The sequence below is a fragment of the Ruegeria sp. F5 genome, from assembly GCF_056533845.1.
The window spans coordinates 1-26886 of sequence record NZ_JBQFOU010000032.1; the positions used below are offsets into that span (position 1 = coordinate 1).

22 protein-coding genes are annotated in these 26886 nt (G+C 54.7%); 6 read left to right on the forward strand and 16 right to left on the reverse strand.

What is annotated here, in order from left to right; genetic code table 11:
• From ACR0K1_RS24225 to ACR0K1_RS24245, 5 genes are all read right to left on the reverse strand, one after another.
• Positions 1-914 (reverse strand): hypothetical protein (locus tag ACR0K1_RS24225; RefSeq protein WP_480852139.1); only part of this gene is annotated, 914 nt, incomplete at its 3' end.
• A complete protein-coding gene (locus ACR0K1_RS24230; protein ID WP_480852140.1) occupies positions 914-2488 on the reverse strand; it encodes a tyrosine-type recombinase/integrase in 1575 nt (524 codons plus the stop codon). The genes ACR0K1_RS24225 and ACR0K1_RS24230, both read right to left, overlap by 1 nt.
• A gap of 289 nt (positions 2489-2777) precedes the next feature.
• The gene (locus ACR0K1_RS24235) at positions 2778-2984 is read right to left on the reverse strand and encodes a helix-turn-helix domain-containing protein (RefSeq protein ID WP_480617432.1); all 207 of its coding nucleotides are present in this window, start codon (positions 2982-2984) and stop codon (positions 2778-2780) included.
• Positions 2985-3164: 180 nt separating this feature from the next.
• Entirely contained in the window at positions 3165-3998 is an 834-nt protein-coding gene (locus ACR0K1_RS24240; protein WP_480852141.1) for a hypothetical protein, read from the reverse strand.
• Positions 3999-4361: 363 nt separating this feature from the next.
• Positions 4362-5243, reverse strand: a complete 882-nt coding sequence (locus tag ACR0K1_RS24245; RefSeq protein ID WP_170379999.1) for a LysR family transcriptional regulator — start codon at positions 5241-5243, stop codon at positions 4362-4364.
• Positions 5244-5347: 104 nt separating this feature from the next.
• Here ACR0K1_RS24245 and ACR0K1_RS24250 point away from each other — a divergent pair, with 104 nt between their 5' ends.
• From ACR0K1_RS24250 to ACR0K1_RS24260, 3 genes are read left to right on the forward strand one after another with little or no spacing between them, the layout of a single operon-like run.
• Entirely contained in the window at positions 5348-6142 is a 795-nt protein-coding gene (locus ACR0K1_RS24250) for a VOC family protein (RefSeq protein WP_170380000.1), read from the forward strand.
• Positions 6139-6948, forward strand: coding sequence for a nuclear transport factor 2 family protein (locus tag ACR0K1_RS24255; RefSeq protein ID WP_367647146.1), 810 nt, complete (start codon positions 6139-6141; stop codon positions 6946-6948). The genes ACR0K1_RS24250 and ACR0K1_RS24255 overlap by 4 nt, the downstream gene beginning before the upstream one ends.
• Before the next feature lie 60 nt (positions 6949-7008).
• A complete protein-coding gene (locus ACR0K1_RS24260) occupies positions 7009-7311 on the forward strand; it encodes a hypothetical protein (protein ID WP_480852142.1) in 303 nt (100 codons plus the stop codon).
• A gap of 138 nt (positions 7312-7449) precedes the next feature.
• Here ACR0K1_RS24260 and ACR0K1_RS24265 read toward each other — a convergent pair whose 3' ends face one another.
• Both ACR0K1_RS24265 and ACR0K1_RS24270 read right to left on the reverse strand, forming a co-directional pair.
• Entirely contained in the window at positions 7450-8943 is a 1494-nt protein-coding gene (locus ACR0K1_RS24265) for a DUF1254 domain-containing protein (RefSeq protein WP_170380003.1), read from the reverse strand.
• A 34-nt stretch (positions 8944-8977) separates the two neighbouring features.
• Positions 8978-10489: a DUF1214 domain-containing protein gene (locus ACR0K1_RS24270; RefSeq protein ID WP_480852143.1), complete on the reverse strand. Its 1512-nt coding sequence runs from the start codon at positions 10487-10489 to the stop codon at positions 8978-8980.
• Positions 10490-10600: 111 nt separating this feature from the next.
• Here ACR0K1_RS24270 and ACR0K1_RS24275 point away from each other — a divergent pair, with 111 nt between their 5' ends.
• The gene (locus tag ACR0K1_RS24275; protein ID WP_170685169.1) at positions 10601-11608 is read left to right on the forward strand and encodes a helix-turn-helix domain-containing protein; all 1008 of its coding nucleotides are present in this window, start codon (positions 10601-10603) and stop codon (positions 11606-11608) included.
• A 203-nt stretch (positions 11609-11811) separates the two neighbouring features.
• Here ACR0K1_RS24275 and ACR0K1_RS24280 read toward each other — a convergent pair whose 3' ends face one another.
• Positions 11812-13365 (reverse strand): trimethylamine methyltransferase family protein, encoded by a 1554-nt coding sequence (locus tag ACR0K1_RS24280; protein ID WP_170519255.1) that lies wholly within the window; start codon positions 13363-13365, stop codon positions 11812-11814.
• The gene (locus ACR0K1_RS24285; RefSeq protein WP_480852144.1) at positions 13362-15788 is read right to left on the reverse strand and encodes a GcvT family protein; all 2427 of its coding nucleotides are present in this window, start codon (positions 15786-15788) and stop codon (positions 13362-13364) included. Before ACR0K1_RS24285 ends, ACR0K1_RS24280 begins: the two co-directional genes overlap by 4 nt.
• 113 nt (positions 15789-15901) lie before the next feature.
• Between ACR0K1_RS24285 and ACR0K1_RS24290 the strand changes: the two genes are divergently transcribed.
• Positions 15902-16837, forward strand: coding sequence for a LysR family transcriptional regulator (locus ACR0K1_RS24290; RefSeq protein ID WP_170519261.1), 936 nt, complete (start codon positions 15902-15904; stop codon positions 16835-16837).
• Positions 16838-17078: 241 nt separating this feature from the next.
• On the opposite strand, the gene ACR0K1_RS24295 is transcribed toward ACR0K1_RS24290, so the two are convergent.
• The 4 genes from ACR0K1_RS24295 to ACR0K1_RS24310 form a co-directional block, all read right to left on the reverse strand.
• Entirely contained in the window at positions 17079-19382 is a 2304-nt protein-coding gene (locus tag ACR0K1_RS24295; RefSeq protein WP_480617436.1) for a DUF1989 domain-containing protein, read from the reverse strand.
• 228 nt (positions 19383-19610) lie between these two features.
• Positions 19611-20921 carry a TRAP transporter large permease gene (locus ACR0K1_RS24300; protein ID WP_480617438.1) on the reverse strand — a complete coding sequence of 437 codons (1311 nt, stop codon included), beginning with the start codon at positions 20919-20921 and terminating at the stop codon, positions 19611-19613.
• A 19-nt stretch (positions 20922-20940) separates the two neighbouring features.
• Positions 20941-21504 (reverse strand): TRAP transporter small permease subunit, encoded by a 564-nt coding sequence (locus tag ACR0K1_RS24305; protein ID WP_480852145.1) that lies wholly within the window; start codon positions 21502-21504, stop codon positions 20941-20943.
• A 271-nt stretch (positions 21505-21775) separates the two neighbouring features.
• The gene (locus tag ACR0K1_RS24310) at positions 21776-22888 is read right to left on the reverse strand and encodes a C4-dicarboxylate TRAP transporter substrate-binding protein (protein WP_480617441.1); all 1113 of its coding nucleotides are present in this window, start codon (positions 22886-22888) and stop codon (positions 21776-21778) included.
• A 21-nt stretch (positions 22889-22909) separates the two neighbouring features.
• Between ACR0K1_RS24310 and ACR0K1_RS24315 the strand changes: the two genes are divergently transcribed.
• Complete coding sequence (locus ACR0K1_RS24315) at positions 22910-23887, forward strand: LysR family transcriptional regulator (RefSeq protein ID WP_480617442.1); 978 nt, start codon at positions 22910-22912, stop codon at positions 23885-23887.
• Positions 23888-24793: 906 nt separating this feature from the next.
• Here the strand turns inward: ACR0K1_RS24315 and ACR0K1_RS24320 are convergent.
• The 3 genes from ACR0K1_RS24320 to ACR0K1_RS24330 form a co-directional block, all read right to left on the reverse strand.
• Positions 24794-25117: an H-NS histone family protein gene (locus ACR0K1_RS24320; RefSeq protein WP_480617443.1), complete on the reverse strand. Its 324-nt coding sequence runs from the start codon at positions 25115-25117 to the stop codon at positions 24794-24796.
• A gap of 321 nt (positions 25118-25438) precedes the next feature.
• The gene (locus tag ACR0K1_RS24325) at positions 25439-25693 is read right to left on the reverse strand and encodes a hypothetical protein (protein WP_480617444.1); all 255 of its coding nucleotides are present in this window, start codon (positions 25691-25693) and stop codon (positions 25439-25441) included.
• Positions 25694-26153: 460 nt separating this feature from the next.
• Complete coding sequence (locus tag ACR0K1_RS24330; RefSeq protein WP_480852146.1) at positions 26154-26720, reverse strand: hypothetical protein; 567 nt, start codon at positions 26718-26720, stop codon at positions 26154-26156.
• Between the last annotated feature and the right edge of the window lie 166 nt (positions 26721-26886).

Sequence of the window (26886 nt, forward strand, 5' to 3'; positions counted from 1 at the left end):
TTGGCGTGTTCCGGAGAAGAGCGGGCCAGGGTTGTCGCGGCAGCATCCCGAAAGAAATGCGGTGGAATACGGCGACCCGTCAGCTTCAGTGTCTGCTCCGCGATCCGGGGGCTCAGCGCGTCTTTCTTCAAAGGAGTGCCAGACCGGCCAACCCACAGGACATTGTGATGCTGTTGGCCACGCTCCATAAAAAAGGGACGGGCTTCGTTGATATAACGGCGCAAGAGCGGCTCAACGCTCTGGGGAACATCAGCTTCCCAGGGATGCCCTGATTTGGTGAGATCCCCGGGGAGCGCGACGGTCATCGTGTCTGCTGCGACATACAGGGATGTGCCAATCCGAAGGCCCGCGAAGGCGCGTCGCCGCATCGGCATCAAGGCCAACATCGCTATCATGGTGCCATCCCGCAGGCACATCATACTACGTAGCGGTGTTGGCGCCGCTTCTGCATGACCTGTCGCCAGAATCAGCCCTGCACGGAATAGAACCTCGCTGGACAACACACGCCCAAGTTTGCGATCCCGATCACCTCGACCCGCGGCGCGCTTCAATCCCGTCTTTAACCTCTTCTGGAGGGACCAGTCCGGCGTGGGATCAGTTGCAGCGAGAATACGCAACACGCCATCAATGAACATTAACCGGGTCATAGGCCGTGTGTGTGAGAGGTCCTGAAGCCAAGCCGAAAGGCGCGGCACGGTCGCGCGTCGCGCTGGGGGCAGTGCAATCGCCTCCGCATCGCTGGTAATCAGCCATTGCAACCATCGGGCATAACGTAACTCTAACGTCTTTAAGGAAGTCGCGCGTAGGTGTGAGAGCGCGCCGCAATCGTCAAGCGGTCCACCTTCCTTTTGAAGGTTGGTCCACATCTCGCGGTCTTGCGCGGGCCAGTCGATGAAAGGCAATACAAGGCTCATCAGCGACGCCCTTTCTTGGCGTCTATCAGGTCGGCAAAGGCACGTGTCGCCGACCGTGCTTCAAGACCGGAATACATGTTGATCGTGTGGCTGACTTCCGAATGCCCAAGCAACCGGCGCGCGACCTCGTAGCCGCCGGGATTGGCGTCGAGCCAGTTCATCACCGCGAAATGCCGAAACAGGTGGGCGTTCATCTCCAACCCCGTTTCCTTCCGGATCCGATTGGAAATGCGCGCAGACAGAACGCCGGGATCAACCGAATGCTGACCATCCCTCCGGGGAAACAGCCAAGGCGTCCCGGCCGGACAGAGTTCCGGACAGCGAGATTTGAGATGCGCGTCGATCATGCGCAATACATCACGCGGGATCTCGAACTCGACAGGTCGCTCATTTTTTGTCTCGCCGCCTTCCAGAACCAGATAGGCTCGGCCATCACCGGGACGGTGCAGGTGGCGTTCCAGGTGGATGTCAGCCAGGTTCTTCACGCGAACCGGGCAGACCAGCAGGATGGCGATGGCGAGCGCATCTTCGCGCGCCAGAGCCCAGCCATACGGTTTGGACGTGCCGCGTGGTCGCGCGAAAATCCGTTCAGGCAGAAGCAGCAGGCGCTGCTGATGCTGGTCCTCCTGCAACACCCGCAGCCGGCTTCGGTTTTTTTGGGTCATGCCAGTTTGAGGTTTGACGGCCAGGCGCGCGGCAAGCCCCGACAGAGCGTCCCGGGTGCCATCGGGTGCATTGAGTATCCGGGCCAGGTTGCGGAGCAAAGCGGCGATCTCGCTGATCATCTTTGTGGTCTGGTTGTTGGTGCGCGTTAACATCTGGCGCAGACCACGTTCCGCTAACACCGGATCAATCAGAATGTCCAAGCCTCCAATCTCTGTGATCGGGATACCAGAGTGAACCAGTTCAGAGGCAAACCGAACCAGCTGTCTTTGGTATTGGGACAGGGTTGCGGGTCGGAGTGCTCTGTTCTGACCATTCCCTGCCAGCGGGTCTGGATTGGACAGACGGTGCATCAGCTTTGCAAGACCATTTTGGAATGGGGCTGGAAACGCGGTCACTGGAAAAGTGATGACCTTCTGGCGCGTTTCCAACGGCAGAGTGACCTTGGGCCATTGTGAAACACGGCTTACCGCCAGGTTCCAGCCGTTGACCGCAGCCCGATAGGCAACATCAGGGGACTTGCTGATCTCATTATGCTCAAGGGCTTCTCGATAGGCTTGGGCATGCTCTTTACACACAATGGCAGGCTCAACCCCCTGCCGGTTCAGAAAATGCACGAAGCGGCAGAGCGCGGGTTGCAACGTCTTGTCGCCGGACGCCAGCACATCGACCCAGAGTGCTTTCCAGGTGGGCGACAGATCATCGATCCGGTTGAAGCGCCGTTCCACCAACCCGAAATGCGAGAGCGCAGCGCGGGCATCACTGACCGCGTTTTGCCAGCTCTTTGGTGTCAGACCCAGTGCGGCTGGGGCGATTTTGGCCAAACGAGGTTGCAACCAGCGGCTATCGCAGGGCACATCCTCTGGCGGGAACCCAAGGGCTTTAGCTGCGCGGCGCAGGCCAGAGATCAAGTCGCGGCGGCGCGCGTCAGACAGAGAGGTGTCGGAGTGCAGCTGTTCGATAAGGTCGGCAAACATCGGTGTGTCGGCTTTGACGAAGGCCAATCTCAATGGAACGGGGCTCTGCTTAGTCATCGGGTTTGCGTTCCTTTGGACATGTCAGGTCTCGGGTGGACGGGTGTGGACAAGAGGTCCGATTCGGGAAAAGCGTAGCACAGAAAGTCCGAAACTAACGGGGATGCCCTCTTCCCGAAACGCGCTTAACACATTGACATTAATAGACATTAATAGTCGTGAGCTCTTACCAGCAGTGTGCCTGCCGGTAGACGGCATGAGCTGCCGGATCAATGCGGATGAGGCGTCCGCCGGGGCCAACCCGGATAACCTCAAGCAGGCCTGCCGCAATCGCACGGCGCACTGTCTTCTCGGAGCAATTGTCCAGTTCAGCGACGTCCTTCACCGTCAACAGCTTGCGGGGCCGGTTCTTCTTGGCATTGATCTGTGGCATCCTGATGCGCCTCCTTTTGGGCAGAGGCGTTCCGGCCCAGTTCCCGTACTGCCTGGGCAGCCAGCAATCGGACCAACTGGTCAATCGCTGTCTCAACCTGCTGGTGCGCTTGGTCGTCAGAAGGGGGTATGGCAGGAACGCGTGTCATGCCATGACCATGACAACGCAGGCTTGCTCATTCTAAGTGTATTGATTGCCCGATTCCGGCGGTGCCCAACGCTCTTTCTCTTCTCGCTCAAGTTTGCCGCGAAAATCGTCAATATCCCCTCGGATCGTCTCACCGCTCAGGATTTGCTCCGGTTCGGTGATGAACCTCACGACAGACTGAATGAAGTCGACGAGCGGACCTTGCCGTTGTCCTCCGGGGCGACCGTCTGAGTATGTCGTATAGGTCAAAGGGTGACGGGCATCTTTCCAGATATAGCAGCAGCTCTCGACGATGTACTGACGGCGTTTGTCGCGCGAGAACCGCTTGTCGCGGGGCGACATCTCTGCGATCGCGCCGGGGGTCACAAGGATGTGCCGAATGTCATCTATTACGTCCTGAGTAAGTGTCGTTGCGGTCTCAAGCTTGTCGAGCACTTGGGGAAGAAGGTCTGCGTCTTCTGGCGTCAACGCGAAATCAGTCGAAAGCGAACCCAATGTGTTCCGGAGTTCTTGGGGACCAATGGAACTCTGTTTGGCTTTCCGCAAAAGTTGCTTGAGGTGTTTTTGACCTCGTTCAATTGCTTGCGAGCGACGGACCTCGGTCAGGTTGATTGCGACGTCTTCAACGTTGTTGAGGCAATTCCCAAGAAGCACAGAGAGTTCGCGTACGAGCTGAGTTGGCAGGTCAAACCGTTCAGCCAAGCTCTCGATCATGTCTCCAGAAAGCGCGCCGCCTTCGCCATAACTGCCGAGCTTCCATGACGTGGAACACTTGATCCCATCCATGTGCGGATAGACGGAATAGTCATCCTCATCATCTTCAACGTCGCGATTATCCTTCAGACCACCGTCCGCGTTTGCGCTCATCTTATTCTCCGCTTTGTACACTTTGCACTCGGGCCACACGTCCAAAATCCGATGCGCATCACGGCAACTCTGCTTGTTGATAAATCGGGCTAGATGACACAAGGCGATCCATTCAAACGTTGCACACAATCAAAAGAACAGGAAGAGAACAATTTGTGCTCTGGCTAAGGCTTGATCCTCCTTGGCGATTTTAACGCTATTTCGTTAAGAGACTGCACCCCGCAGTGTAGTGGATACTTGCGCCTGCCGAGTGAACGGTCGCTTTACCGCCAGAGCAGACATTGAACCGAATATATTGAATGACTGCCCCGAGCCCATACCTACCAAATGCTGCGCATAGCGCGAGTGACTGCTTTGGACTTCCTACGCTCGAATCTCTTCACGCATAAACTCGACAAAGGACTTAACACGCGGCTTTCGAAAGGCCGAAGGCAACTGCACGCTTTGGATCGGCAAAGTGCGGGAATGGAACTCCGGAAAGAGTTGCACAAGACGTCCGGTTTCAAGGTCGTCCCCCAAAAACACATCTGGGCATATGAAGATGCCGCTCCCTGCGCGCGTCGGAACGAGGCAGGCGGGAGGACTGTTTGCGAGAAATGGGCCAGAGACAGGCACCTGCACGGTTTGCCCTTCGATCTGGAAGGGCCAGCGGTTTGGATCCGGGTTGTTCGCATCTCGAATGCAAATGTGGTCCGAGAGTTCCGCAGGATGTGAAGGTGCGCCATGTTCTTCAAGGTAGGAAGGGGTCGCGACGACTTTCATATGCGTTTCACCAAGCTTGCGAACGACCAAACTGGAGTCACTGAGCGCGCCGATCCGTATTGCGATATCGAAACCGCCCTTGGCCAGATCGGCATAATGATCCGACAAGTCCAATTCGACCGTGACGTTCGGGTGTTGCTCTACGAAGCGGCTTGCTGCTTTAGCCACCGCCGTGTCGCCATAGGTAAGGGGCGCGGCCACACGAACGATGCCCTTCAAGCCCTCTGAAGCGTCAAACTCAGTCTCCAACTGCTCCATCTCAGCCAGCACTCGTCGCGCTCCTTCCAGATATCGCTCCCCCTCGTGGGTCAGCGACATAGACCTGGTGGTGCGATGGAGAAGATTCAGCCCAACCATGTTTTCGAGCTGTGCGACACGCTTGCTGACCAGCTTGTTTGAAATGCCAAGCCGTTGTCCGGCGGCGGCAAAAGAACCGGATTCCACAACAGCCACGAAGCTCTGCATCCCGTCGATCCGGTCCATAGAATTGTCTCCATTTGCGCGATACACACTCGCTCTTATCGCCATTTTATGGAGAAAAGACCATCGCTAAGTTCCTCTCAAGCTTAATCGCAGGAGAAAAGAACATGGCAGCGTCAGACGCCCCCATCTCAATAGGTCAGGTCGCCCTGACGGTGCGCGATCTGGATAAGACCGCCACCTTCTATGAAGACGTGATTGGCCTCGGCCTGATCGAACGCGACGGTGAAAGCGCCTACCTCGGCACCGAGGCTGGAACGCTGATCGAGCTGCGCCAGGACCGAAACGCCAAACCCTTTCCTAAAGAGGCGGGGCTGTTTCACACGGCATTTCTGTTGCCTTCCAAACAAGACCTCGGCGCATGGCTGATCTACGCGGATGAGCGCGGTGTTCGCCTGGACGGGGCATCCCACCACGGTGTCAGCGAGGCGCTTTATCTGAACGATCCCGAAGGAAACGGCATCGAAATCTATCGTGACCTGCCTCGCAAAATGTGGAAACGCGAGGGCGATACCGTCCACATGACAACGCACCCGCTCGATCTGAAATCACTCACAGAAGATGCCACACAGTGGCAAGGCGCACCACAAGGCACAGTCATCGGACACGTTCATTTACGTGTCGGTGATGTCAGCAAAGCAGCGAAATTCGTTACTGACGAACTGAGTATGGTTCAGACCTTTGAGCTGCCCTCAGCCCGCTGGTTCGGGTCCGGTGGCTACCATCACCACCTAGCTACAAACGCTTGGCAATCCAAGGGAGCAGGCTCGCGCTCTGCTGGGGCCACTGGTCTCACAAGTGTTGAGCTGTTGGCAGACCCCAAAACTCTCACGCCCGGCCGCAAGGTCGACCCGTGGGGCACTGAATTCACGATCAACTCGGCGCAAGCCTGCGCCGCGTGAATATCGTCAAATCAAACCAAGAGAGGACAACAACAATGACACCTAAAGAGCTCGTATTGGAGGCTGTAGCCGCCATTTTCGTCAACTTCGACGCAACCGCAGCCGAACAACTGCTGGCAAATGACTACATTCAGCACAACCCTGCTGTACCCACAGGTGCCGCTCCAATCCTGGGGTTTATCCCCGGTCTTAAGGAAAGCGGGATCGAGGTGGACATCCACCGGGTCATCACGGAGGGCGATATCGTCGTCCTGCATACCACCTACAACAACGCCCAGGCGTTTGGTGCAGACACCTTGGTTGGCTTTGATGTCTTCCGCGTCGAGGACGGAAAGGTTGCAGAACACTGGGACAACCTGACACCAATCACACCGCCGAACCCGTCGGGTCATACTCAGACCGATGGTCCAACTGAGATAACCGATCTGGATAAGACCGCTGAGAACAAGGCGCTGGTCACAGACTTTGTGCACACCATCCTGAAGGATGGCGACGTTGACCGGATAACCGAATTTCTGTCGACGGAGACCTACATACAGCACAACAGCAACATTGCTGACGGTCTGGACGGTTTGGGTGCGGCTCTTGCAGGCATGGCCGAGCAAGGCATCCAGATGATCTACACGGACGTCCACATTGTTGTGGCCGAGGGCAACTTTGTCTTCACCGCCTCCGAGGGCACGTTTGCCGACAAGCCGACTGCCTTCTATGACCTGTTCCGCGTCGAAGACGGCAAGATCGTTGAGCATTGGGACGTAATCGCGGACATCCCGTCCGAGATGGCCCACGACAATGGAAAGTTTTGATCGGGTGCCATCATGAAAGCGTTCTTGATCACCCTGATAATGCTCGTAGGAGGTAACGCAATGGCACAAGACGTCGGCGTCATTGAAATTGTGACGATGGACCTTGCTGAAGGCGTTACACCGCAAGAGTTCGAACCTGTTGATAAAGTCATCGAAGATGAGCATGTCAGCAAACAACCAGGCTTTGTCTCGCGCCAAGCTGCATTCACAGATGGCAAATGGGCAGTGGTAGTTAACTGGGGAAGTGCCGAAGACGCCCAAGCGTCCATGGATAGCTTTGCATCAGCACCCGCTGCTGAACGATTCATGAGCATGATCGATGCAACCACAATGTCGATGACACGCTACAATTTAGCGCGATAGCAGACAAACAGAAGGGCGGCACTACGAGGTAGTTGCCGCCCTCCCCTGGTTGTTGTCGCGTTGTTCGGGATGCGCACTCACATGGCACGACATCTCGTTCTCGATAGCGAACTGTTAGGGCGCTAAATTGACAGTCTATCACTCCATAAGTTCGATCTCGCCCGGGCGCCACGATCCGTCGAACCAAGGCTCGAGAGGGCCATACAATCGCAGTACGGTCGACCAAGATTTGCCCGGCATCGTCTGTATCCAGTTGCCCTCTTTGCCTTCAGGCGCTTCAGGCGCGAACCAGACAGTGTAACTTCCGTCTTCATTCGCTTCCAATGTAGCTTGGTTGCTGTCGACCCCTGCGAGTTTCTGATCAGTTTCGAGCAGTGAACGGGTTTGGGTGTCGTAAACGACGAAAGACCAGTAATCCTGCGCGGGCGGATTTGGCGGGATGGTGACGGAATAGGTGTTGCTCCCATCGAAGTAGTTCCCGTCACTGTCCCGGTTTGCCAGCGCATATTGCGACCCGACACCAACCTTTTGTGCAACCATGGCAGGCGTAATGCCAGTCGCGTAGTAGTGGAACAGGGTCCGCGCATCGAGGATTTTCACGTCCCCCGCCTGGAACTCATGATTGCCACCGACGAACGCCGTCTTCCAATACCCTTCGTCATAGTAGAATGGCGCACGCGAGCGAGGAGCAAAATTCAACGACTTAGCCGCCGCCGTGCCCAATGCGACTGCCTCTGTGAGCAGCAGCCTCAGTTCGTCATCGGGTTCAAATGGTTCACCTTTTCGGATACCCAGCGAGAACATTGCTCCCATCAATTCATCGGGAAGTGCTCCTTCCGCTTCGTTGTCTACAACGGCCTTCATCTCTTCAAAGAAGGAAAAGTCATTGGCGTGTATCGTGTTGAACTGAAGATCAGTCAGGTTCACAAATTCCTGATCGGGCGGCGCGTCGCGGTCTTCCCACCGGTAAACACGAAGAGTTTCCTTCACACGATCCACTGCGGCTCCAACGCCGTCTTCCCCATAAAACGCACGCAACAGAAACCAGTTCCGATAGCTTGGCGGCTTCACAATATAGTAACCGTCGTCCGGCAACTCACCTTCATAGTCGGGCGGAACGATCAAGAACTTCCCACCCTCGCCAGCGTCAGGCCCAGCGTTCCCGATGTCAGTGACATAACGCATATAGGCATCGTTCACGAACCCCAGCATGCCCGGCGGCACGTCGTAAACCACTGGCCCTTCGGACAGGTCCGTACAGTTAAGAATGTAGATTGTCGTGGTGTTCGGCGTGAGAAGAAGCGAACGGGCGTTATACAGGTCTTCAAAGATCCCGATCTTCATCGGATCAACGCCAGCGCCCTCTTCGAGCCCGTGACACATTGCATATGTTGAGGCTGCAGGCATTCCATCCATGAATACCTGCATGCCACGCATGAAATTTAATGCGTTATACGACAGCTTAGCTGTATCCGGCGTCGGCAAGCCGTCAAAATATTCCAACGTTCCAAATCGTGTCTCCACCTGATCCGGTACGATTATGCTATCCGGAACTTCAGCCTTGTACTCTTGGGCTGGAGATTGCGATGCGAGTACCAGGGCGGTCAGCACGGCTAACGACTTTGTTTTCATTGTTCACTCCATTGGGAATTTTTGTTTGTTTTGATCAGTTTACTTTTTCTAGATCGCCCAGCATCCAGCCACTTTCCAACCATCCGTCTTGCGGCCCATATAGACGGAACAAAAGGAAGTACGGCTCTGTGGTTGGTATCCAGTTGCTTTCCTTGCCTTCCGGTGCCTCCGGTCCAAAAAAGATGTCGTAAGAACCGTCTTCATCGGCTTGCATAGAGTCTGTGTCGCGCTCGGACAGACCCACTGGATCAACGTTCCGGATGAAGCTCTTGGTCTCCATCGAATAAACAATCACGGACCAGAAATCGTCGGCAGGTGTGTCTGCTGGCACGTTAAGTCTGTAAGTCTGATTGTGGTCGTACATGTCGCCGTCGCTGTCGCGAAGGCCCGTCAGATAAAAGGTACCGCCACCGAGTTGTTTCGGCAGGTACGTGATCCAGAAGTAGCTGCCGCCCGCACGCGCATCCACAAGTACCTCTGTCTCAGTCTCATACGGGAAGCCTGCCTCGGGTTGACCTTCGGCAAAGTCCCATATCAGCCACTGGCTTTTCATCTCGCCGCTATCGTCGACCCAGAGCGGTATCATGGCTTTGCCGGGCGTAACAAAGTAGTTCTGCATAGAGGCATACGCCAACAACAAACCCTCATTCATTGCTTTCAACTGAATTTCCGATGGTTCGAAAGGTTTTCCCTTTTCGATCCCGAGATCCTTCAGGAAATTTACCATGACCTTGTCTTGTTGTCTGACGGGGTTGTTTTGAACGTAATCATTCAAGTCCTGAAAGAAGGTCTCGTTGTAGTATGGAAGCGAGTCGTACGGCACTTCTGACGCTTCGAGATAGTTGTTGGGTGGTGGATTGTCAGCCTCAGACAGGTAGTACACTTTGATCGTCTGAGCGTACTCGGCCGCATCGGTGTCCGTTCCGCCATTCGTCAGTTTTGGCCGGAACGAAAAACCATATTCGTAGGTATCTGTTTCAAAGGGAAGGTATCCCGCTTCAGTTAATTCCTCCAGCGACATTTCCCCTTCGTAGCCTGGGGGTAGCATGAGGTACTTGCCGCCGGCACCTTCATCGAAACCATCGGGACCTACGTCCACAATAGGAACATCCCAAGCATTCACGATTGTACCGAAGTAGTTCACCTTGTCGGTGGCAGCGGGCACTTCAATGACAAGGGGACCGGGTTCGGAGGTCATTGAAGCCCAAGCATAGGCCGTAACATCGTTGGCCGTAAGAAACCCATGTTTGGAGTCGAACGGCTTGTTGAGATAAATGATGTCATTGTAGTCGCCACCGAGGTCGCGGCGAATGCCCTTGAGGAAATCGATCATACCGGCGGCAGGCATTCCCCAGATGGCCGTCTGGGTGGCACGCTGCACCATAATCTTGTACTCGATGTCCTCGACCTCGGCTAATCGTGCAAGGATGTCGCCCGTGTCGTTGAAGGACTGGGAGAAAACTGGTGAAGCAGAAATACCTGCGCCGAGCACCATTCCCAAAAAATGCATCGAAAAACCGCCGTGTAATGGCCGAAGTATTTTCATATTGCAATGCTCCCTGCTGTTTAGGGAAAGCTTGCACATCCGTTCAGCCGATGCGTATCATTTCACGACACGCGGGCGAACAAGCGGGTTGACGGATTGAACCTACCACCGATGATTTCGGCTAAGGCCTTGGGCGCGATGCCCCAGTTTGTGCTTGAGGCCGCTGGGGAAAGACGCTTGTTGCGTGCTTTTGACTCTGCCGATCTTCCTGTTCACTTCATTGAGGAAAGAGGCGGTTACATCTCGGAGCATGCCTTGGCGACCTTTGTGCACGAAGCCGCACGATCCACGGGACAACAAAACATCGGATTGTTGTGGTCACCGTATCTCACTGTCGCTGACTACGGCGCCTGGGGGAGTTACGTTCTTTCTGCTCCAACGCTGGGGGCAGCGCTAATACGAGCTTCTGCCGTCATGCCATTTCATTCGTCTACGGATCGCGCGTGGCTTGAAACTTCGGGCACAAGCGCGCGCTACTGTTATCGTTTTGGACTTCGCTCGCATTTCGCGTATCCGGACATCGGCTTCTCGGCCGTTGGGGTTTTTTTGAGCATATTCCGCGCGTATTTAGGAAGCGACTGGAAGCCATCTGCCGTGCTCTTGGACTTCCCGAAGGTTCCTGGATTTGTCGAGGCAGAAGACACCTACGCTTGTCCTGTAATCTGGAACGCCTCCCGGCTTGGGGTTGATTTTGATGCATCGGCTTTGCGAGCCGAAACCACGCCCAAAAAACTTACCGGCGGCTCGACAACCGTCGGAGATATTTCTCGCGAACGATTGGGCGGCCCACCTCAAACACTTAGAGGACAAGTCGAGGAAGTGGTTTGGCAACAACTTCATCGGGAGGAAATGTCGATTGATGCCACCGCGCGTTCGCTCGATCTTGGCGTTCGCACACTACAACGGAAGTTAGCAACCGAAGGGGTTCGTTTTCGCGAAATCGTCAACGATGTCAGGGTAGCAAGGGCCGAGGAACTCCTCACAGATACGCGCGAGACAGTCTCCAGTATCTCCTCCATGCTAGGATATGAAACCGCAAATAATTTCAGCCGCGCATTTAGGAAGGTGACGGGACTGACGCCCTCTGACTATCGCAAGATGAACTCCGACAATAGTTGACTTGTGGGTCGCGAGAGCAATCTTCCAATGTCTGCTTTGTCCGCAGAGTGGTCATTCGGGGAAAATCGATCAATGTCTGCTATGCGGACAAAGCACCAGTTCGCTGAATGCGAACCAATGTCTCCTAAGTGCACATTGCGTCCGAATTCTCAGCTAAATACCACGCTGCAAGTTTTTAAGTGGATGCGATCTAACTGACTGAGTTACTGCATATGCTGCGGAGATAGATGAATCTGGTATCGGGACCGGATCAGGTCATCTGTCGCGCGATCAATATGCGACGGGAAATGCTGACTCAGGAGCCGCCGAGCCTGCTCACGGGCGCGCGTTTGCATGTCAGTCTTACCCGCCTCGGCCCACGCGTCGGGGCTCTCACGGTCGCTGAGGGATGGATAGAAGTAATCGCGCTGCATCGCTGCCAGGGTTTGATCACCTCCCAGAAAGTGGCCTTCTGTGCGAATGGAATGTTCGATGGCCTCCAGGTTCAAGGTGTCACCATTGACCTCGACGCCGCGCACGATGCGTTGAACCGAGCCGAGGATATCGTTGTCGATTACAAATCCCTCAAATGACACCCCCAAAAGACTGCCAAACATACCGGCGGATTCATAGATCAGGTTTCCACCGGCCAGTCCTGCTGCCAGCGTTGTCAGACCCTTCTCATATCCAGCCTGCGCGTCGGGCAGTTTGGAATCCGTCATAGATGCCGCCACCCCGGAAATCAGACCAAGTGAATTCGTCAGCTGAGCAGAGCAAGCATTCAGGATGGCCATTTCTGCGCTACCACCGGCGAATGCGCCTGTCCGTAAGTCGACGACGAATGGCCAATTGGAGAAGATGACAGGATGCCCAGGCTTCAACAAGTCAATCAAGACCAGTGCGGCAAGGGTTTCAGCAAGCGATTGTGCCAACATCCCCGCCAACGGCGCTGGTGCCGTCGCACCGGATTGGGCGGCGATGATCGTGTTGACGGGCATGTTGTGGCGCAGTGCTGCTTCGGCCACGTCAACGGCGTCTTCACCGTAGCGCATGGGAGAGATAATCGGCGAGATATGTGCCTTGCAAAATGGGCGCTTCTGAAAGGCTTCGGGCTCGCCCAAAATCATATCGAAGAGTTCGATGCAGGCGTCTACATGACTGCCAAAGCTGAAACTGTTGCCGATGGGCTTTGTCGTACCACTTGCGATGGCGTAAGCCGTGTTGACATCCAGATCAAAGATGTCGGGCACATCCGTGGCCACGCAACAGCGGGTGAACCAGCAGATATTGTCCAACTGGTCCGCCAGTCTGGCAAAGTCATAGAGGTCGCGTAGGGTAGAAGGGCGATACGTACTGGTATCCAGGTCAAGCGTTTGCACGGCTGCACCGCCGGTGCCAAAGCGGACATCCTGTTTCTTGACCTCGAAATCATGTCTTGGATCTTGGCCAAACAAGGTTAGGGATTTCGGCGTCGAATCAATGATGTCTTCGAGGAAACCCCGCGAGTAGAGCACACGACCCTCGGTATCGATTTCGCATCCACGCTCTTTTGCCAGCTTCTTGATTTGCTCAGGCACGTCGCCGATGCCGACAGTGCTCAGCAAGGTAAAAGCGGCGTCGACGATCTGGGCACACTGCGTGTCGGTCAGGGGGCGGTATTGACCGCCGGGCAAACCGGAAGGGGCTGGATTTGGAACCTCATCGCCCGGATTCTGGCGCGATGCCACACGCGCAGCACGACCTCCGGCTCGGGTGCGGCGTTTGGGAGTTTCCGTCATGCGACACCTCTGGGCAGAGTGTTTTCAGGATCAAACTGGCACTGTGGAAGAACCGTGGCTCGGGTGGCTTCACCCATCAGCAGAACCTCCAGTTCCTTGCCGATTTCGGCATGGTTCGGATTAACATACGCCATGGCAAGGTTCTTCCCCGTCCGATAACCCCAGGCCGCTGATGTTATGGAGCCGACCGATCTGCCATTCACAAATACACCCTCGCCCGGTTGGGCGGAGCCCACGTTGCTATGGAGTTCCAACATAACCCGTTCTTTACGGTTCCCGGCTTCGATTTGCGCCTGAAGTCCCGGTTTTCCAGGGAATTCCTTGCTCATATCCACGAAACGATGCAGCCCAGCTTCAATCGGATTGAATTCGGTGATGAAATCACCTTTCCAGTGGCCATAGCCTTTTTCCAAACGCATCGAGTCAATTGCAAACATACCAAAATGCGCGAGGCCAAACGCTTCGCCTGCCTTAGTCAGGACGTCGTAGGCGGCATAGAGCTGATTGTTGGGTATATGCAGCTCGAATGCCTGCTCACCTGAATAGCTAATGGCGATGGCCAATGCCTCGACATGGCCGATAAAGACACGTTGCGCGGTGAGCCAGGGAAAGTCGGATTGCCCCCATTTTGTACGAGGTGAAACCGCCTTCAGCAGATCACGAGTCTTTGGGCCGGCAATAACCATCATCGTGTGAGTGTTGGTGCGGCTTTCGATGCGAATATCCGACCCTTTCGGCAGACGCTCGTTCAGCCAGTCCATATCGTGGTATTCCGCTGTCGCGGCAGAGCCGTAGAAGATGCTTCCATCCGGCATTGGCACAATTGTCGCTTCGCCTGAGATGTTGCCATTTGGCGTCAGGAAGTAACACTGATTAGCCTTGCCTGCTTTGTCCGACACCTTTGAACACGTCAGGCTGCTGAGCCATTCCAACGTTCCGCTGCCGGTTATGCGGTAATGGTTGAAACCCGAAAGCTCAGCCAGTCCGACACCAGAACGAAGGGCTTCAATCTCGGCTCCAACAACATCGTGCCAATTCTGGTAAGCGTAGCCATGTGTTGGCTCGAATTCGGCATCTGGTTTGTAGAATTCCGTGCGCTCCCAGCCATTGACCACCCCAAATTCCGCGCCTTTGGCTTTGAGCACCGGATAGAGCGGCGATGCTTTTGCGGGACGTCCAGCTGGGCGATGCTCATGAGGCAGGTGCCAGCGGAACTCGTTCTGGTAATCCTCGATGGATTTTAATGCTGTGTATTCGGTGTTGGCAAAACTGGTGATCCGACGTGGGTCAAGCTGCCATGTGTCCCATTCGGTTTCGCCATGTACGATCATCTGTGCGATCATTTTGCCATAACCGCCGCCTTCGCCGATGCCCACGCGCAACCCGTTCATGGACCAGCAGTTGCGCAGGCCTGGTTGTTTGCCCACCAGTGGCCCCGCATCCGATGCATAGGCAATCGGCCCGTTCACCACCGATTTGATGCCGACCTCTTTCAGACAGGGAAGACGCTCAAAGATTGGCTCCATCTTTGGCAAAAGGCGGTCCAGATCATCCGGGCAAAGTGCGTTGACGAAATCCGGATCGATCCCGTCCATGCCAAACGTCTTGCAGTCATGTTCGTAGATGCCGACCAAAAGTCCCTTCTTTTCCTGTCGCATGTAGAAGGTGTCGCGGGGGCAGCGTACCATGGGCACGCGGGTTTCCCGTTCAACAAGCTCCGGAATGTCTTCGGTTACGAAATACATGTGTTCCATCGCGATGACAGGGTATTCGATGCCCATCAGCGCGCCGACTTCATTGGCACGATAACCAGCCGCGACCACGATATGCTCGGCGGTGATTGTGCCCTGGCCGGTTGTGACCAGCCATTCGCCATTGGGCAGTTGTTTCAACGCTGTGACGGGCGTGTGCCGGTGGATTTTGGCCCCGGCTTTGCGTGACCGCGCGGCCAATGCCTGACATAGCTGCGCGGGATCGATATCACCGTCCTTTTTGTCCCACATCGCGGCCAACACCCCATCGGTGTTCAAAAGAGGGTTGCGCCGCTTGGCCTCCGCGGCATCCAGAAGATCAAAGTCAATTCCCAAGCCTTTCGCCACTGACATGATATGATGCACCTCATCCAAGTGGGTGGGATTGGTCAGCAAACGCATTCCGCCGGTGGCATGGTGGTAATTGATCGGATAAGCCGGATCATCGGCCAGTTCTTTATAGAGTTTGATCGTGTAGTCCCGCAGCAGAAGCAGCAGTTGATTGAATGCCACGCTTGGGCATTGCGCCGCCGAATGCCAGGTGGTTCCGCTGGTCAGTTCGTTGCGTTCCAGCAAGACAGCATCGCTCCAACCTTCCTGACAGAGATGGTAGAGCGCGGATAATCCACCAACGCCGCCACCGACGACAACCACGCGCGCATGGTCCTGCATGAGCCACCTCCAAGACTTCCAAACTACTAAAACCAAGTATCGGTCGAATTATATCTTTTGAAAAACAGAAAATATGAAATACTAAATTCATATTTAGTGAATTAGGAACAGCCATGGATACCAGCCTGAAAGCCTTGCGATACTTCATGGCAGCCGCAAACAGTGGCAGCATTACCGATGCATCCAAGCAGATGAATGTCGTACCATCCGCTGTGCTGGCAGCGGTCAACCAGGTGGAAGAGGCCTTTGGATTGCAGTTGACAGTGCGGCATCGCTCAAAAGGGATTGCCCCCACATCGACTGGAAAACTTCTCATGGCCCGCATCCAACATCTACTGGATGAATATGAAGCGCTTATGAGCCAGGGCGCAGAGATGCGAACACAATTGATCGGAACCCTGCGCGTCGGGTACTACGCCCCCGTTGCCCCAGCCTTTCTGCCTACCATCGCGCGTGACCTTCTAACTGATAACCTGCGCGTCGACATCAAGTTCATCGAATGCGACACCCAGAGAGCGCAAGCTGGGCTGCTGTCCGGTGAATTTGATGTGATCCTTTGTGTTGCTGAAAGTGGGGCCCTTGGGGTGATCTATGAGACCCTGATTGAGGTGCCTCCATATCTTCTTGTTCCGGAGCAGCATGCGTTTGCATCCAGAACCGGCGTTTCCTTGTCCGATCTGAACAACGAACCCATGGTACTTCTCGATCTGCCTGTGATCAGCGACTATTACAGCCGGTTGTTCGAAGCAGCCGATGTCGCTCCACATGTCGCCTGCACAGCGACAACACTCGAAATGGTACGCAGTTTGGTTGGTACAGGGGTTGGGTGTTCACTGCTGCATATGCGCCCCAAAACGCATGAGACTTATGCAGGGCAAAAAGTCGTGGAAGTACCATTGGACCCACCTGCTGACCCATTGAAAATTGTTCTGGGATACCTGCCGGACAATCCACGCCGTGTTGTGAAATATTTCATTGAAAGCCTGAGAGACTTGTTTTCGAAGGAGGGAGCTAACCGTTTTCTGGTAACTCCACCTGCCGATAGATGACTTTCAGAATGGCGGCTATTGCCGCTTCTTGCTAATTCGCGCGCAACGCAGCATCGGTAGAAATGGGCTCTGTACCGCCGTACTCTGCGGTTTGCATAATTGGCTAGTCGCAGCCCAAAGCGGACCAAATCGCTCTGCACGTAAGGCGGCCAAATCGCTCACTGCCACACGCATTAGTTCAGCGCGAAACTCCGCTGTAGTATCGACGCGGTGCCGCGATCCGCTAGGTTTTTTTCATTCGCTAAGCTCTTGCTTTCTCTCTCTTAGGATCAAGGAACGGCAGACTGGTCACCGTACAAGGCAGGCGCTTCATATGCCCGTCGAGCCTACCAACCTCTAGCTCAGTGCCCTCTTCCGCGTTTTCAATGGCCACGCGTGCCATTGCGATGGCGTGTCCCAGTTGGGGTGAATGCGTTGCGCTGGTGATGACGCCGACCTGCTCTCGGCCAAGAAAAACGTGGTCACCATGATGCGGGGCCTGCTTGGTTAGGAAATTCAACCCGACAAGTTTTCGCCGGACTGCTTGTGCATTCCGCGCCAGTGCGTCCTTTCCAATGAAATTGTCTTTTTTGAGATCGACTGCGAACCCCAACCCCGATTCCATTGCGTCCACATCTGGCCCGAATTCCGCGCCTGCGATCATAAGCCCGGCCTCGATCCGAACCATGTCCAATGCCGCACTGCCCATAGGCATAAGACCAAGCGGTTCGCCGGCGTTCATCACCGCGTCCCAGATCTCGAGCGCATCTTCGCGGTCGCAGAATATTTCGTATCCCAGTTCACCCGTGAAACCGGTCCGGCATAACAGAAACATTGGACCACTGCTGTTTCCCAGCCGGGCTACTGTGAAGCCGAACCATTTGATGTTCTCAAGCGCCGGGCGCGCCCGGTGCGTGTAAACGATCTTGCTGAGGATTTCGCGGGACTTTGGGCCCTGTAAGGCAAGGTTCACCATTCGGTGCCCGAGCGAGCGAACACGGGCGTTCAAACCCAGCTTTTCCGCTGTCTCGCGTAGGTGCAGCGCGGAGTCGTCCGAACCGCAGCACCAGCGATACGTCGTGGGTTCAATACAAAAGAGGGTGCCATCGTCCAACACGCTGCCCCGCTCGTCGCAGATCAGGGCATAAAAGCCCCGGTGCTGGGCTAGTTTTTCCACATTACGCGTCATGCAATATTGCAGCAGTTCAGCCGCGTCCGGGCCTATAATGTCGTATTTCCTCAGACCCGACATGTCCTGAAGCGTAGCCGTGTTCTTGCAGGCCCAGTACTCTTCGACCGCGCCGGTCGCGTCGTAATGTGTCGGGGTCCAAAGGTCTCTGGACACCGCGTATTTGCTGGTGAGTTTGGAGATACGCGGGTGAAATGCGGAATGACGGGTCAGTTTTTCGCCGTCCTCCGGCTGCGCCCGCCAGGAAACAGAATGTGAAATGGACGTATCCTCTTCGTAGATGCGAACATGAATATCGGTGGGGTTCCAGCCGTTGATCGGATCGACGTCATCCGGGCAGGCCGTTGAGACACAGACCAGATCAGTCAGGGCTTCCAAGACGACATGGTCACCGGGTCGCGACCACGCCTCGTCCGAGGCCAAGTGCCCGTGGCCCTGATCCATCCAGGAGTTGAAAAAGAAGTTGACCGCAGGCCATGCCGCGCGGGCTCCGATACCATAGGGGCGGTAGGCTTCGGTGATATTGTCGGAACAATTCAGATGACCGGGAAATCCACGATCTTCGTACCCTCGTGCGGTGCAGGCCAAGGCAAACGTATCGTGGCGGCCAACGGTGTCCTGCCGAACCGCCAGAAGAGGACGGATGTCCTGATCGTAAAACTTGTCATGCAGCCCCGGCAACGGATAAGCGCTGCGCGCCATGGTCCGGGACACTGTGGAATCTATGTAGCGTTCAACACCGCTGTCCAGGCTTGCGGCATGCATAGCCATAAAGTCTGAACATTGCTGACCTTCGATATCGATGATCTGGACGAACTGACCCTTTTTCAGCGTGTAGGCCATTGCCGTCCCGCGGTCGACGCGCCATTCGTCTCGAATTTTCCCCAAAGGCTCGGGCAGCAGAAACTCGGAGGATGCGTTGTCGGGAAGCTTCACGTCCACGGTGAAACGCCCGCCGCCTCCGGCGGACACAAACCCCTCTGTCACGGGGGCAACAATGAAAAACGTGCAGGGTTTAATTGTTCGGGTTAGGAACACCTCACCAGGATCAGTCTCAGGTCCAAATACATGATAGGTGCTTGCGCTTTTGAGCCCCACGTCGCGGCTGTTGGCGATTGCGTCCATGAAGCGACTGTCAAACCTGGTCGCATCCAGGGCGGTGCTTTGATCCTGAGGTACTTCGATGGCCGAGGGCGAGAACGCGCGATCATTATCGGCCAGAGCTGTGATCCATGCGGATGCTCCACCGTCGACGTTTGTGATCGACAGAATTGCACCCTTGGGGAGGTCAATATGCGCTTCGCCCCCCCATTGGATGTCCATCCGCAAGCGGTTCGGTGTTTGCAGGCCCCGATACCTTTCGCGGTCAGAGTTCATTGATGTCTGCGCTTTTAACACGTTTCGGTTTCCCTTGAATGGGTGGCGAACCGTTCAGTCTCTTAAGACGCCGGTGTATCGCCAGATAGATGAGAGCAAAGTTTTTTTCGGCGTGATGAAATTGCGGGACCCGAGCCAGGCAAAATGCCGGGCTACTTGAACGCTCTGGGATAATTCTCCTCTGACTGCGTCAATTTCCATTGCCACATTTTGCAAATCGCAATTTCGTTATTGAATCATCGCTTCCGGCAACCAGGTCGCCAAACCGGGCACGACGATCAGCATTGCCAGCACGATGATGTCGAAGAATATGAACGGTACGACACCCTTGTAGATGTCGGCGAAACTCGCCTGCCCTTTGACACCTCCCATGACTGCAAAGAGGTTCAGTCCGACCGGCGGCGTTACCACCGAGATTTCGATAAGCTTGGTGACTACGATTCCGAACCAGATTGGGTTGATGCCCAGTTCTTGGGTCACGGGAAAGAAGAACGGAAGGGTGACCACCATCATCGACGTGGTGTCCAGAAAACAGCCAAGTACGATGTAAATCACCGACACCATGATCAGGAATTTGATCGGCGTGTCGGCGACGGCGGTGACAAGCAGAACGATGTCGTCAATTACCCCGACAACAACAAGCATACGCGACAGCAGCAGCCCACCGATCAGAACGATAAAGAGGATACAGCTAATAAAGGCAGCGTCCTGAAGCGCAGGAACCAACCAACCCCTGAACGTTCTTTTGCGCGACAACGCATATAGGAACGCGCCAAACGCGCCCACCGCGCCCGCAGCAGATGGTGGGAAAGAGCCGGTATAAATGCCACCCAGGACCAGCATGAGCAGTACGGGAATGGGCCAGATGCCTCGCAGCGCGAGCACCTTTTCCCGCATCGGAACGGGCTCAGTGATGGGTGGCGCCAAATTCGGTCGGATGCCCACCAGAACGCGTACACCCGATAAGTAGACCACAGCCGTGATAAGACCAGGTATGACCCCGGCGATCAAAAGCTGTCCCACCGACTGCTCGGTCATCACCGCATAGATCACCATGGTGATTGAAGGTGGGATCATGGCCGCAAAGCTGCCGGCACCGGCAATCGCACCCAAAGAGAGACTGCGCGAATAGCCAAATTTGACCATTTCAGGAAAGGCAATGCGAGTGAACACCACGGCGTTGACCGCAGTGGAACCCGAGATAGCAGCAAAAACCGCTGACCCAACGATCACTGCTTGATATAAGCCGCCTTTCATGCGCCGCAACCACATGTCGGCCACACGAAAGACCTCGGCGGTTACGCCTGACGCCTCTGCCAGCACGCCCATGAGCACAAACATGGGCAAAACGGCCAGCGAGTAGTCATTCACCACGGCAAAGGGAAGAGTTTGCAATTGTCCGAATGCGAAGTTCGGGCCGAGATCAACCAACATGCCGCCCACGCCCACCATGCCCATTGCCACACCGACAGGGATGCCAAGTGCTAGGAACAGAAACAGGAAGGCGGCGCAGAGAATAGCGAGTGTAAGCGGCTCCATGACGATGTCTCAGACCTTCTTATGGAAGTTGGGGTTCACGCTCGACGGCGCGTTCGGTTTCGGAGGCATCGCTACGATTGAGGATGCACGCGACGAGGTCATAGAGGTTTTGCAGAACCATCAGCGATGCGCCCAAGGCCAAAACGAAACGAGCTGGCCAGATCGGGAAATTGATCGCGCCGGACACATACTCTCCGACCTCAAACCCACGCAGGCCGGATTTCCAGCCGAACCAGGCGATCAGGGAAAACAGCGTCAGGCTGAACAGGTATTGAAGTATATCGGTCAGCTTGCGCAGAGGTTTTGGCAGGTGATCTGTCAGGACCGCGACCCGGATATGCGCCCGTTGAGCCTGAGCAAGCGCCACGGAAAAGAAAATCACGATGACCATCATCGTCGCCATGAACTCGAAAGCCGCGGGGATCGGCCGGGCTAGAATATTGGTGCTGATAACATCTAATGCGCCGGTAAGCATCATGGCCAGCATCGCGAAGCCTGCAATGGTTGCCGCGCCCCGTCTGAGATAGCGAAGCCCCCGGGCTGGTCCGGATTCCTTCGCTTGCAAGGTCCTGTTACCGGACATAAATTTCTCCCATGTTCAGCTGCTCGCATCTGCCTCGCCGCCGCCAATCAAACATTCGTTGGCTGCTGATTTGCGTATTGCTTGGTGCTAAGATGTTTTGCGCACTAATTCTGTCCGCGGACTTCAGTTTCACCGAAAAACACGTCCATTTTGTAACCTGGACTTTTTGTCAAGAACGGTTGCGCCAAACCTCGGCATGGTTTCGAACGGTGGCGATCAGCGTTGACGCACCCGTTCCTTGTCAACAGGATCGGGTGCGTGCTGCTGGATTTTATTGAACGACTTCTTCCCAGATCGAAATCATCTTGCGGGCATCGTCGCCTTTGCCCTTTTCATCCATGGTGACGATGAAATCGGCAAAAAAATCGGGGTTGGCATCCATCCACTTTTGCTTCTCTTCTTCCGGGAACTCATGGAAGGTGACACCCAGTTCGGCCAGAGTCTTACGCGCACCCGCATCTGCGGCCATGGTCGCGTCGCGGTCTTTTCGCATGGCTTCGCGCGAGACTTCTTCAATAATGGCCTGATGCTCGGGGCTGAGTTGGTTCCAGGCATCCAGCGAAATCCAGGTCGCGTTGGTGGGCCCCTCCCAGATGGTAATTTCCGAGATATGCTTGGCCACTTCGTAGATTTTGTAATTCACAACTAAATCCACCGAGAAGGGGATGCAGTCCACGGTGCCGCGGGACAAACCTTCGTAAATTTCTGGCAAAAACAGGGTGACCGGAGTTGCACCAACGGCCTCAGCCGCCTTCGGCAATGCCTCGCCCCATGTGCGTAGCTTTTTGCCCTCCATGCCAGCGACATCGGTCACCGGATCCTTACAAACCAGAAGATAAGGATTTAGGTGATGGAAGAACAAGGTTTTCAAACCGTTCTCTTCGGCCTCAGCATTGAGAGCTGGCAGCTCATCCATCAATCGTTCCATCAGTTCTGTGGCCTGTGGTACGCTGTCCATTGCCATCGGGATTGAGTTTGGGGCCGCGTGCATGGGCAGTTGTGCCGGGAAGTACCCAGGTGACATCATGGAAATCTCGATGGCGCCGCTGCGCATCAATTCAAGATTTTCCTGCGCCTTGCCCAAAGCGCCGCTGAAGAAAAGCCGAACTTCCACTTCACCATCTGTGCGCTTCTCAATTTCCTCGGCCCACCACTTGTCGACCTGAGACCCGGAATGAGTCTCGGGCCATTGGCTGTTAGCCTTGAGTGTCATCTTTGCGAAAGCCGGTTGAGCAGTAAAAAGTGCGCCGCAAATGACCGCCGCGCTAACGAAGCCCGACCCGATACATGTGTTTTTTTGTAAGCCCATAGACTGGTCTTCCTCTGTTGGTGGCTGGTGCTGTTCTAGAGCACTGTGAATTTTTGTTGTCTTTGCAGAAGTCACGTTACCAAGGGCCTTTTCATATTGAAATACGCCAATCTTTTATGCTTATTGATAAGTAAAGTTTATCTTTTGGATTGGGAAATGGCTCAGAATCTCTTTGATAATCGTCAGTTAGAGGCACTTTACTGGATCGCTCGTCTAGGAAGTTTTGCCTCCGCCGCACGCAAGCTCAACACTAGCCAACCCGCAATTTCTCAGAGAATTCGCGATCTCGAATCGACGCTTGGTGTCACGCTTTTTGACCGAAGCCGACGGCGCGCCGTCTTGACGCCACAGGGCCGGGAAGCCGTTGAACTGGCTCAACGCATGCTATCTATCGCAGCGGAGTTAAGAGAACGCTTGGCAAAACAAGAGTTCCTCCACGGCCTATTGCGCGTGGGGGTAAACGAAACCGTAGCACTGTCTTGGTTGCCGCAACTCATGCGAAAGATCAACGAGGAGCTACCGAACGTTGAATTGGAATTGCATGTGGGTCTTACGCAGGAGCTCTGGGACAAGTACCAACGCGGTAGCTTGGAGCTTCTGTTGGTGTCAGGTCCGATTGAATCTGACACAGTTGTTTTGGAATCCTTAGGTACTACGACGTATGTCTGGATGATGGCTCCGCAGTCGGGCGCATCCACACAAAGGATTGAACCGTGCGACTTCAAAGACCTTTCCATTATTACCCATGGTCCAGGCTCCACAATGCACGAAGCAATTCTGGACTGGTTCCGGCTTAACGGGACCCGGATCCCCAATAGTGACGTTTGCCATTCGCTATCAGCGATGGCAGCCTTGACCATGGCTGGACTAGGAATTAGCCCATTGCCACCGCTCATTTACCATCGGGAAATTGAAGCCGGTAAACTAATCGCTCTCGAACCAGTACCAGAGTTGGAGCCACTCGAATTCTGGGCAGTTTACCCGCGACTGGCAGTGTCACCTCTGCCTGCCGCTGTTAGTCGTCTCGCGCGGCAAGTCAGCACATTTGAGGACGGGAGGCTACACACCAAATAAAGGAAGACTTCATTTGGGAGATGCTGTGGAATGTTTGAACAGTTAAGCATTCGGTTAAAGAGGTTTCGAATACAGCTTCATTGTTCGCAATGATTTACATTCGCGCGCCAGCCGGATTCCTATCGGCCATGAGTTTTCTTTTCCGCTGGTCGAATCTTTGGGGTAAGCAAGCAAAAGAAGGCAACTCAAACCGGGCACCTTCATCAGTTTACACGAATTTTGGAATGTAATGAGGATTTGTCGTTTGCACCCAAGTCTCGGGTGTGCCTCAACGCACCTAGATTACCAAATGTACATCCAGGAATGTACTGCTAGAAACAGACTGGTTGCCGCGACAATAGCGGTGATACCCAGTGCGTCTTTTGCAATTTGAGCCATGTTCCAGTTCCTTACGATTGGAAGCTTCGTTTTCGCTGAAGTAAGTGAGTAAGTTCAATTCATCCATACCCAAGTTTGCATAGGCGCTTTTTAATTCTCGCATAGCTAATCAAAAAAAGATTCAGCTGTGCCGTAATTTATTGGTTTGGTTTTACGCGGATGCAAATTCCAAACTTTGTTTCATGAGATTTGTCCTCTTCCTAGCTTCACCATGGTGGCCGTTGACGGAAGCAGATCGTTGCTTGCGAAGCAGGGTGAGCGAACTTTGCAAAGTCCGCTTTCTGCGCATTGCCGGCATTGATGTACGGTGCAGAAATTTGCACTTTGGGCTCACTGCTGCCGTTCTCTGCGGTGCGTTTCGACTGGCGGTAAGAGCCCTTTCCGGACTTCCGGCAGTACCACTGACTTTGCTAGCGCTGCACGTCGTGATCCCCAGAAAGCGGTTGATCAATGAGCGTTTGCGGCCGCACGTAGAAAAGGGCATGCTCAACCGGACAGTGGAGTGGCTTTCAGCCCGGAAGAACGACTTTAAATTGCCAAATCATCGATCGATTTTCCAGCTTCGAGAGCAGCGTTGACCCATGCAGGCTTACGTCCTCGCCCAGTCCAAGTTTGAGATGGATCATCAGGGTTGGCGAATTTTGCGGCGGCCTTGGTGGTTGGTTTGCGACCTTTACCCTTATGAAGCGAAATTACGTCCTCAAAGGCCACGCCAAGTTTGTCTGCAACAGCGCGCATTTCCTTCAATGCCAGATGCAAAGACTCTTTTTCCACCTCAACGATCCGCTTTTCAATTTTTGATGCCAGCTTTTTCAGATCTGCAGCGTTCAGTTTATTGATGTCAATCGACATAGCTTTCCCCTCTTTTTCGCCCTATTGCTAAAGCAGAGAGCGAGCCTTACAGCAAGTTTTGAATGCGACATCCAGGCCTCTCTTGGAGAAAGAGCCCAAAGGCGGGCAGGAGAGGACGAGGGGAGGGTGAACGATTTGTGCACCCATAGACCGCCTGAAAAAAGCGTCAGACCTTTCCATGATAACGGAAAGCGGTTGTTGATTTCGTCTGATATTTTTCAACCCGCTTTTGCCGTGGACCCAGCGTCTATCCTTTCCTGCAGGCAGGAAACGGTTGAGTAGCTTTCTTGCATTGAGGAAAAGGCGATTGTCCGTTTCGCTCTACTTTGGACGCCGTTTCCGCGCTGCCATCTTGCGACAGCCTTCCTTGCAATACTTGGCGTCGATCCGCTTCCACTCCGGCATAAGTTCACCGCAAAAGGCGCAATGCCAGCCTCGGGAATAGTTCTGTGCCAGCTTGACCGACCGCTCCGCAATCCGGTGCGCGTTCTGCCAAGGATATGACGTGTAACCCATCCGCACATAGGGTGGGTCCAATTCTTCAATCCAGATTGTCGCGTAGTCTCGATCCGTCATTTTCTGTTGTACCTTATCCGGGAACAGGCATTGATATCATTAGGTATTCGGATTTAACTACCTGCCTCGCGCGCGTATTGCGCAGAAAACCCCCTGATAGAATTCACTCACGAAGCCGAATGTTCCTTTTCTCGAGCCAGCTCAATCAGGCGGTTGCGTTCGGTCCAACGAGCGGTAATGGCCGCCGAGGTGCGCTGACTGCCCGCGATGCAGGCGACAGCGGGTTTTGAGGCGCAAAAGCACCAAAAGCACAGCCGAAAAAAGGACTTTGGATTTCAATGCAGGCTTTCCGTCATTGCGGAAAGGTCGATGCGTTGATTGTAAACGGTTAGGCTATCCCTGTCGCCTAAGCAAGGCGACGATACCCGAGCATTCCCAGCATAGCGCCCAAGAGCAACAACCCGCTGGCGGGCAGGGGCACAGGGGCAACCTGCGAGACGACAAGGTTATCCACCCTGTACTAGCCGCACCAATCAAGGCACCAAACCTGTCCCGGTGTGGTTATGCCATAGTAGTCCTTCGGAACACCCGCTGGAATTTGCAGGGATAGCACAAGCTTATCAATCCCGCTAAATGCAGAGCCAAACGTAGTTTTGTCCCAAGCACCGGGTTGACGTGCGGTCGATGACACCGACCGCGTAGCCACCACCTGATTTCCCCTGATACCCTGAATGGTCAGAGAGATAGCGGGTGCTGCTGTCCCGGCGTAATACCAAGCGTGATCCGTTACCGGTCCAATGCCCGTTTTGTAAATCCGGCTAAACCCCGTTAGGTCGACGGACGTAGGTGTAAAACGTGCGCCGTCCTGCCGCCGAATAGTGGACGATGTCAGCCCGCCATCGTCATGCAGCGAAATATGATGCCCTGAATAGTAGAGGGTAGAGAATTCGTATTGAAAGCCTTGGCTCACTCCAATCCAGTTGGTGTTTACCGGGTTGGGCGCAATGTTTACATGGTCAAAGGTAACGGTGGTTGCATTGGCTGCACCAGCCAGACACACGGCCAAAGCCGATAGAAACAGTTTCATCACAATTCCCCCTCAAATTGAGTCGAGCGTAACCGGACTCATGCACTTTTGGCAAATTGTGTGTGAGGTTTGCTATGCTGACGGACATGGCATAGGAGCCGCTGTAATCGCCGCTGGGCATGCGCTGGATTGTCGTAGATACTCCGGGGGCCGATACGGGTATTTA

Bases quoted from the DNA above. Each gene is read 5' to 3' on its own strand.
- ACR0K1_RS24240 (WP_480852141.1), bottom strand. From the start codon at position 3,998: ATGAGCGCAAACGCGGACGGTGGTCTGAAGGATAATCGCGACGTTGAA.
- ACR0K1_RS24250 (WP_170380000.1), top strand. From the start codon at position 5,348: ATGGCAGCGTCAGACGCCCCCATCTCAATAGGTCAGGTCGCCCTGACG.
- ACR0K1_RS24285 (WP_480852144.1), bottom strand. From the start codon at position 15,788: ATGCAGGACCATGCGCGCGTGGTTGTCGTCGGTGGCGGCGTTGGTGGA.
- ACR0K1_RS24295 (WP_480617436.1), bottom strand. From the start codon at position 19,382: ATGAACTCTGACCGCGAAAGGTATCGGGGCCTGCAAACACCGAACCGC.
- ACR0K1_RS24260 (WP_480852142.1), top strand. From the start codon at position 7,009: ATGGCACAAGACGTCGGCGTCATTGAAATTGTGACGATGGACCTTGCT.
- ACR0K1_RS24300 (WP_480617438.1), bottom strand. From the start codon at position 20,921: ATGGAGCCGCTTACACTCGCTATTCTCTGCGCCGCCTTCCTGTTTCTG.
- ACR0K1_RS24290 (WP_170519261.1), top strand. From the start codon at position 15,902: ATGGATACCAGCCTGAAAGCCTTGCGATACTTCATGGCAGCCGCAAAC.
- ACR0K1_RS24270 (WP_480852143.1), bottom strand. From the start codon at position 10,489: ATGAAAATACTTCGGCCATTACACGGCGGTTTTTCGATGCATTTTTTG.
- ACR0K1_RS24330 (WP_480852146.1), bottom strand. From the start codon at position 26,720: ATGAAACTGTTTCTATCGGCTTTGGCCGTGTGTCTGGCTGGTGCAGCC.
- ACR0K1_RS24275 (WP_170685169.1), top strand. From the start codon at position 10,601: ATGATTTCGGCTAAGGCCTTGGGCGCGATGCCCCAGTTTGTGCTTGAG.
- ACR0K1_RS24265 (WP_170380003.1), bottom strand. From the start codon at position 8,943: ATGAAAACAAAGTCGTTAGCCGTGCTGACCGCCCTGGTACTCGCATCG.
- ACR0K1_RS24305 (WP_480852145.1), bottom strand. From the start codon at position 21,504: ATGTCCGGTAACAGGACCTTGCAAGCGAAGGAATCCGGACCAGCCCGG.
- ACR0K1_RS24325 (WP_480617444.1), bottom strand. From the start codon at position 25,693: ATGACGGATCGAGACTACGCGACAATCTGGATTGAAGAATTGGACCCA.
- ACR0K1_RS24235 (WP_480617432.1), bottom strand. From the start codon at position 2,984: ATGCCACAGATCAATGCCAAGAAGAACCGGCCCCGCAAGCTGTTGACG.
- ACR0K1_RS24245 (WP_170379999.1), bottom strand. From the start codon at position 5,243: ATGGACCGGATCGACGGGATGCAGAGCTTCGTGGCTGTTGTGGAATCC.
- ACR0K1_RS24280 (WP_170519255.1), bottom strand. From the start codon at position 13,365: ATGACGGAAACTCCCAAACGCCGCACCCGAGCCGGAGGTCGTGCTGCG.
- ACR0K1_RS24320 (WP_480617443.1), bottom strand. From the start codon at position 25,117: ATGTCGATTGACATCAATAAACTGAACGCTGCAGATCTGAAAAAGCTG.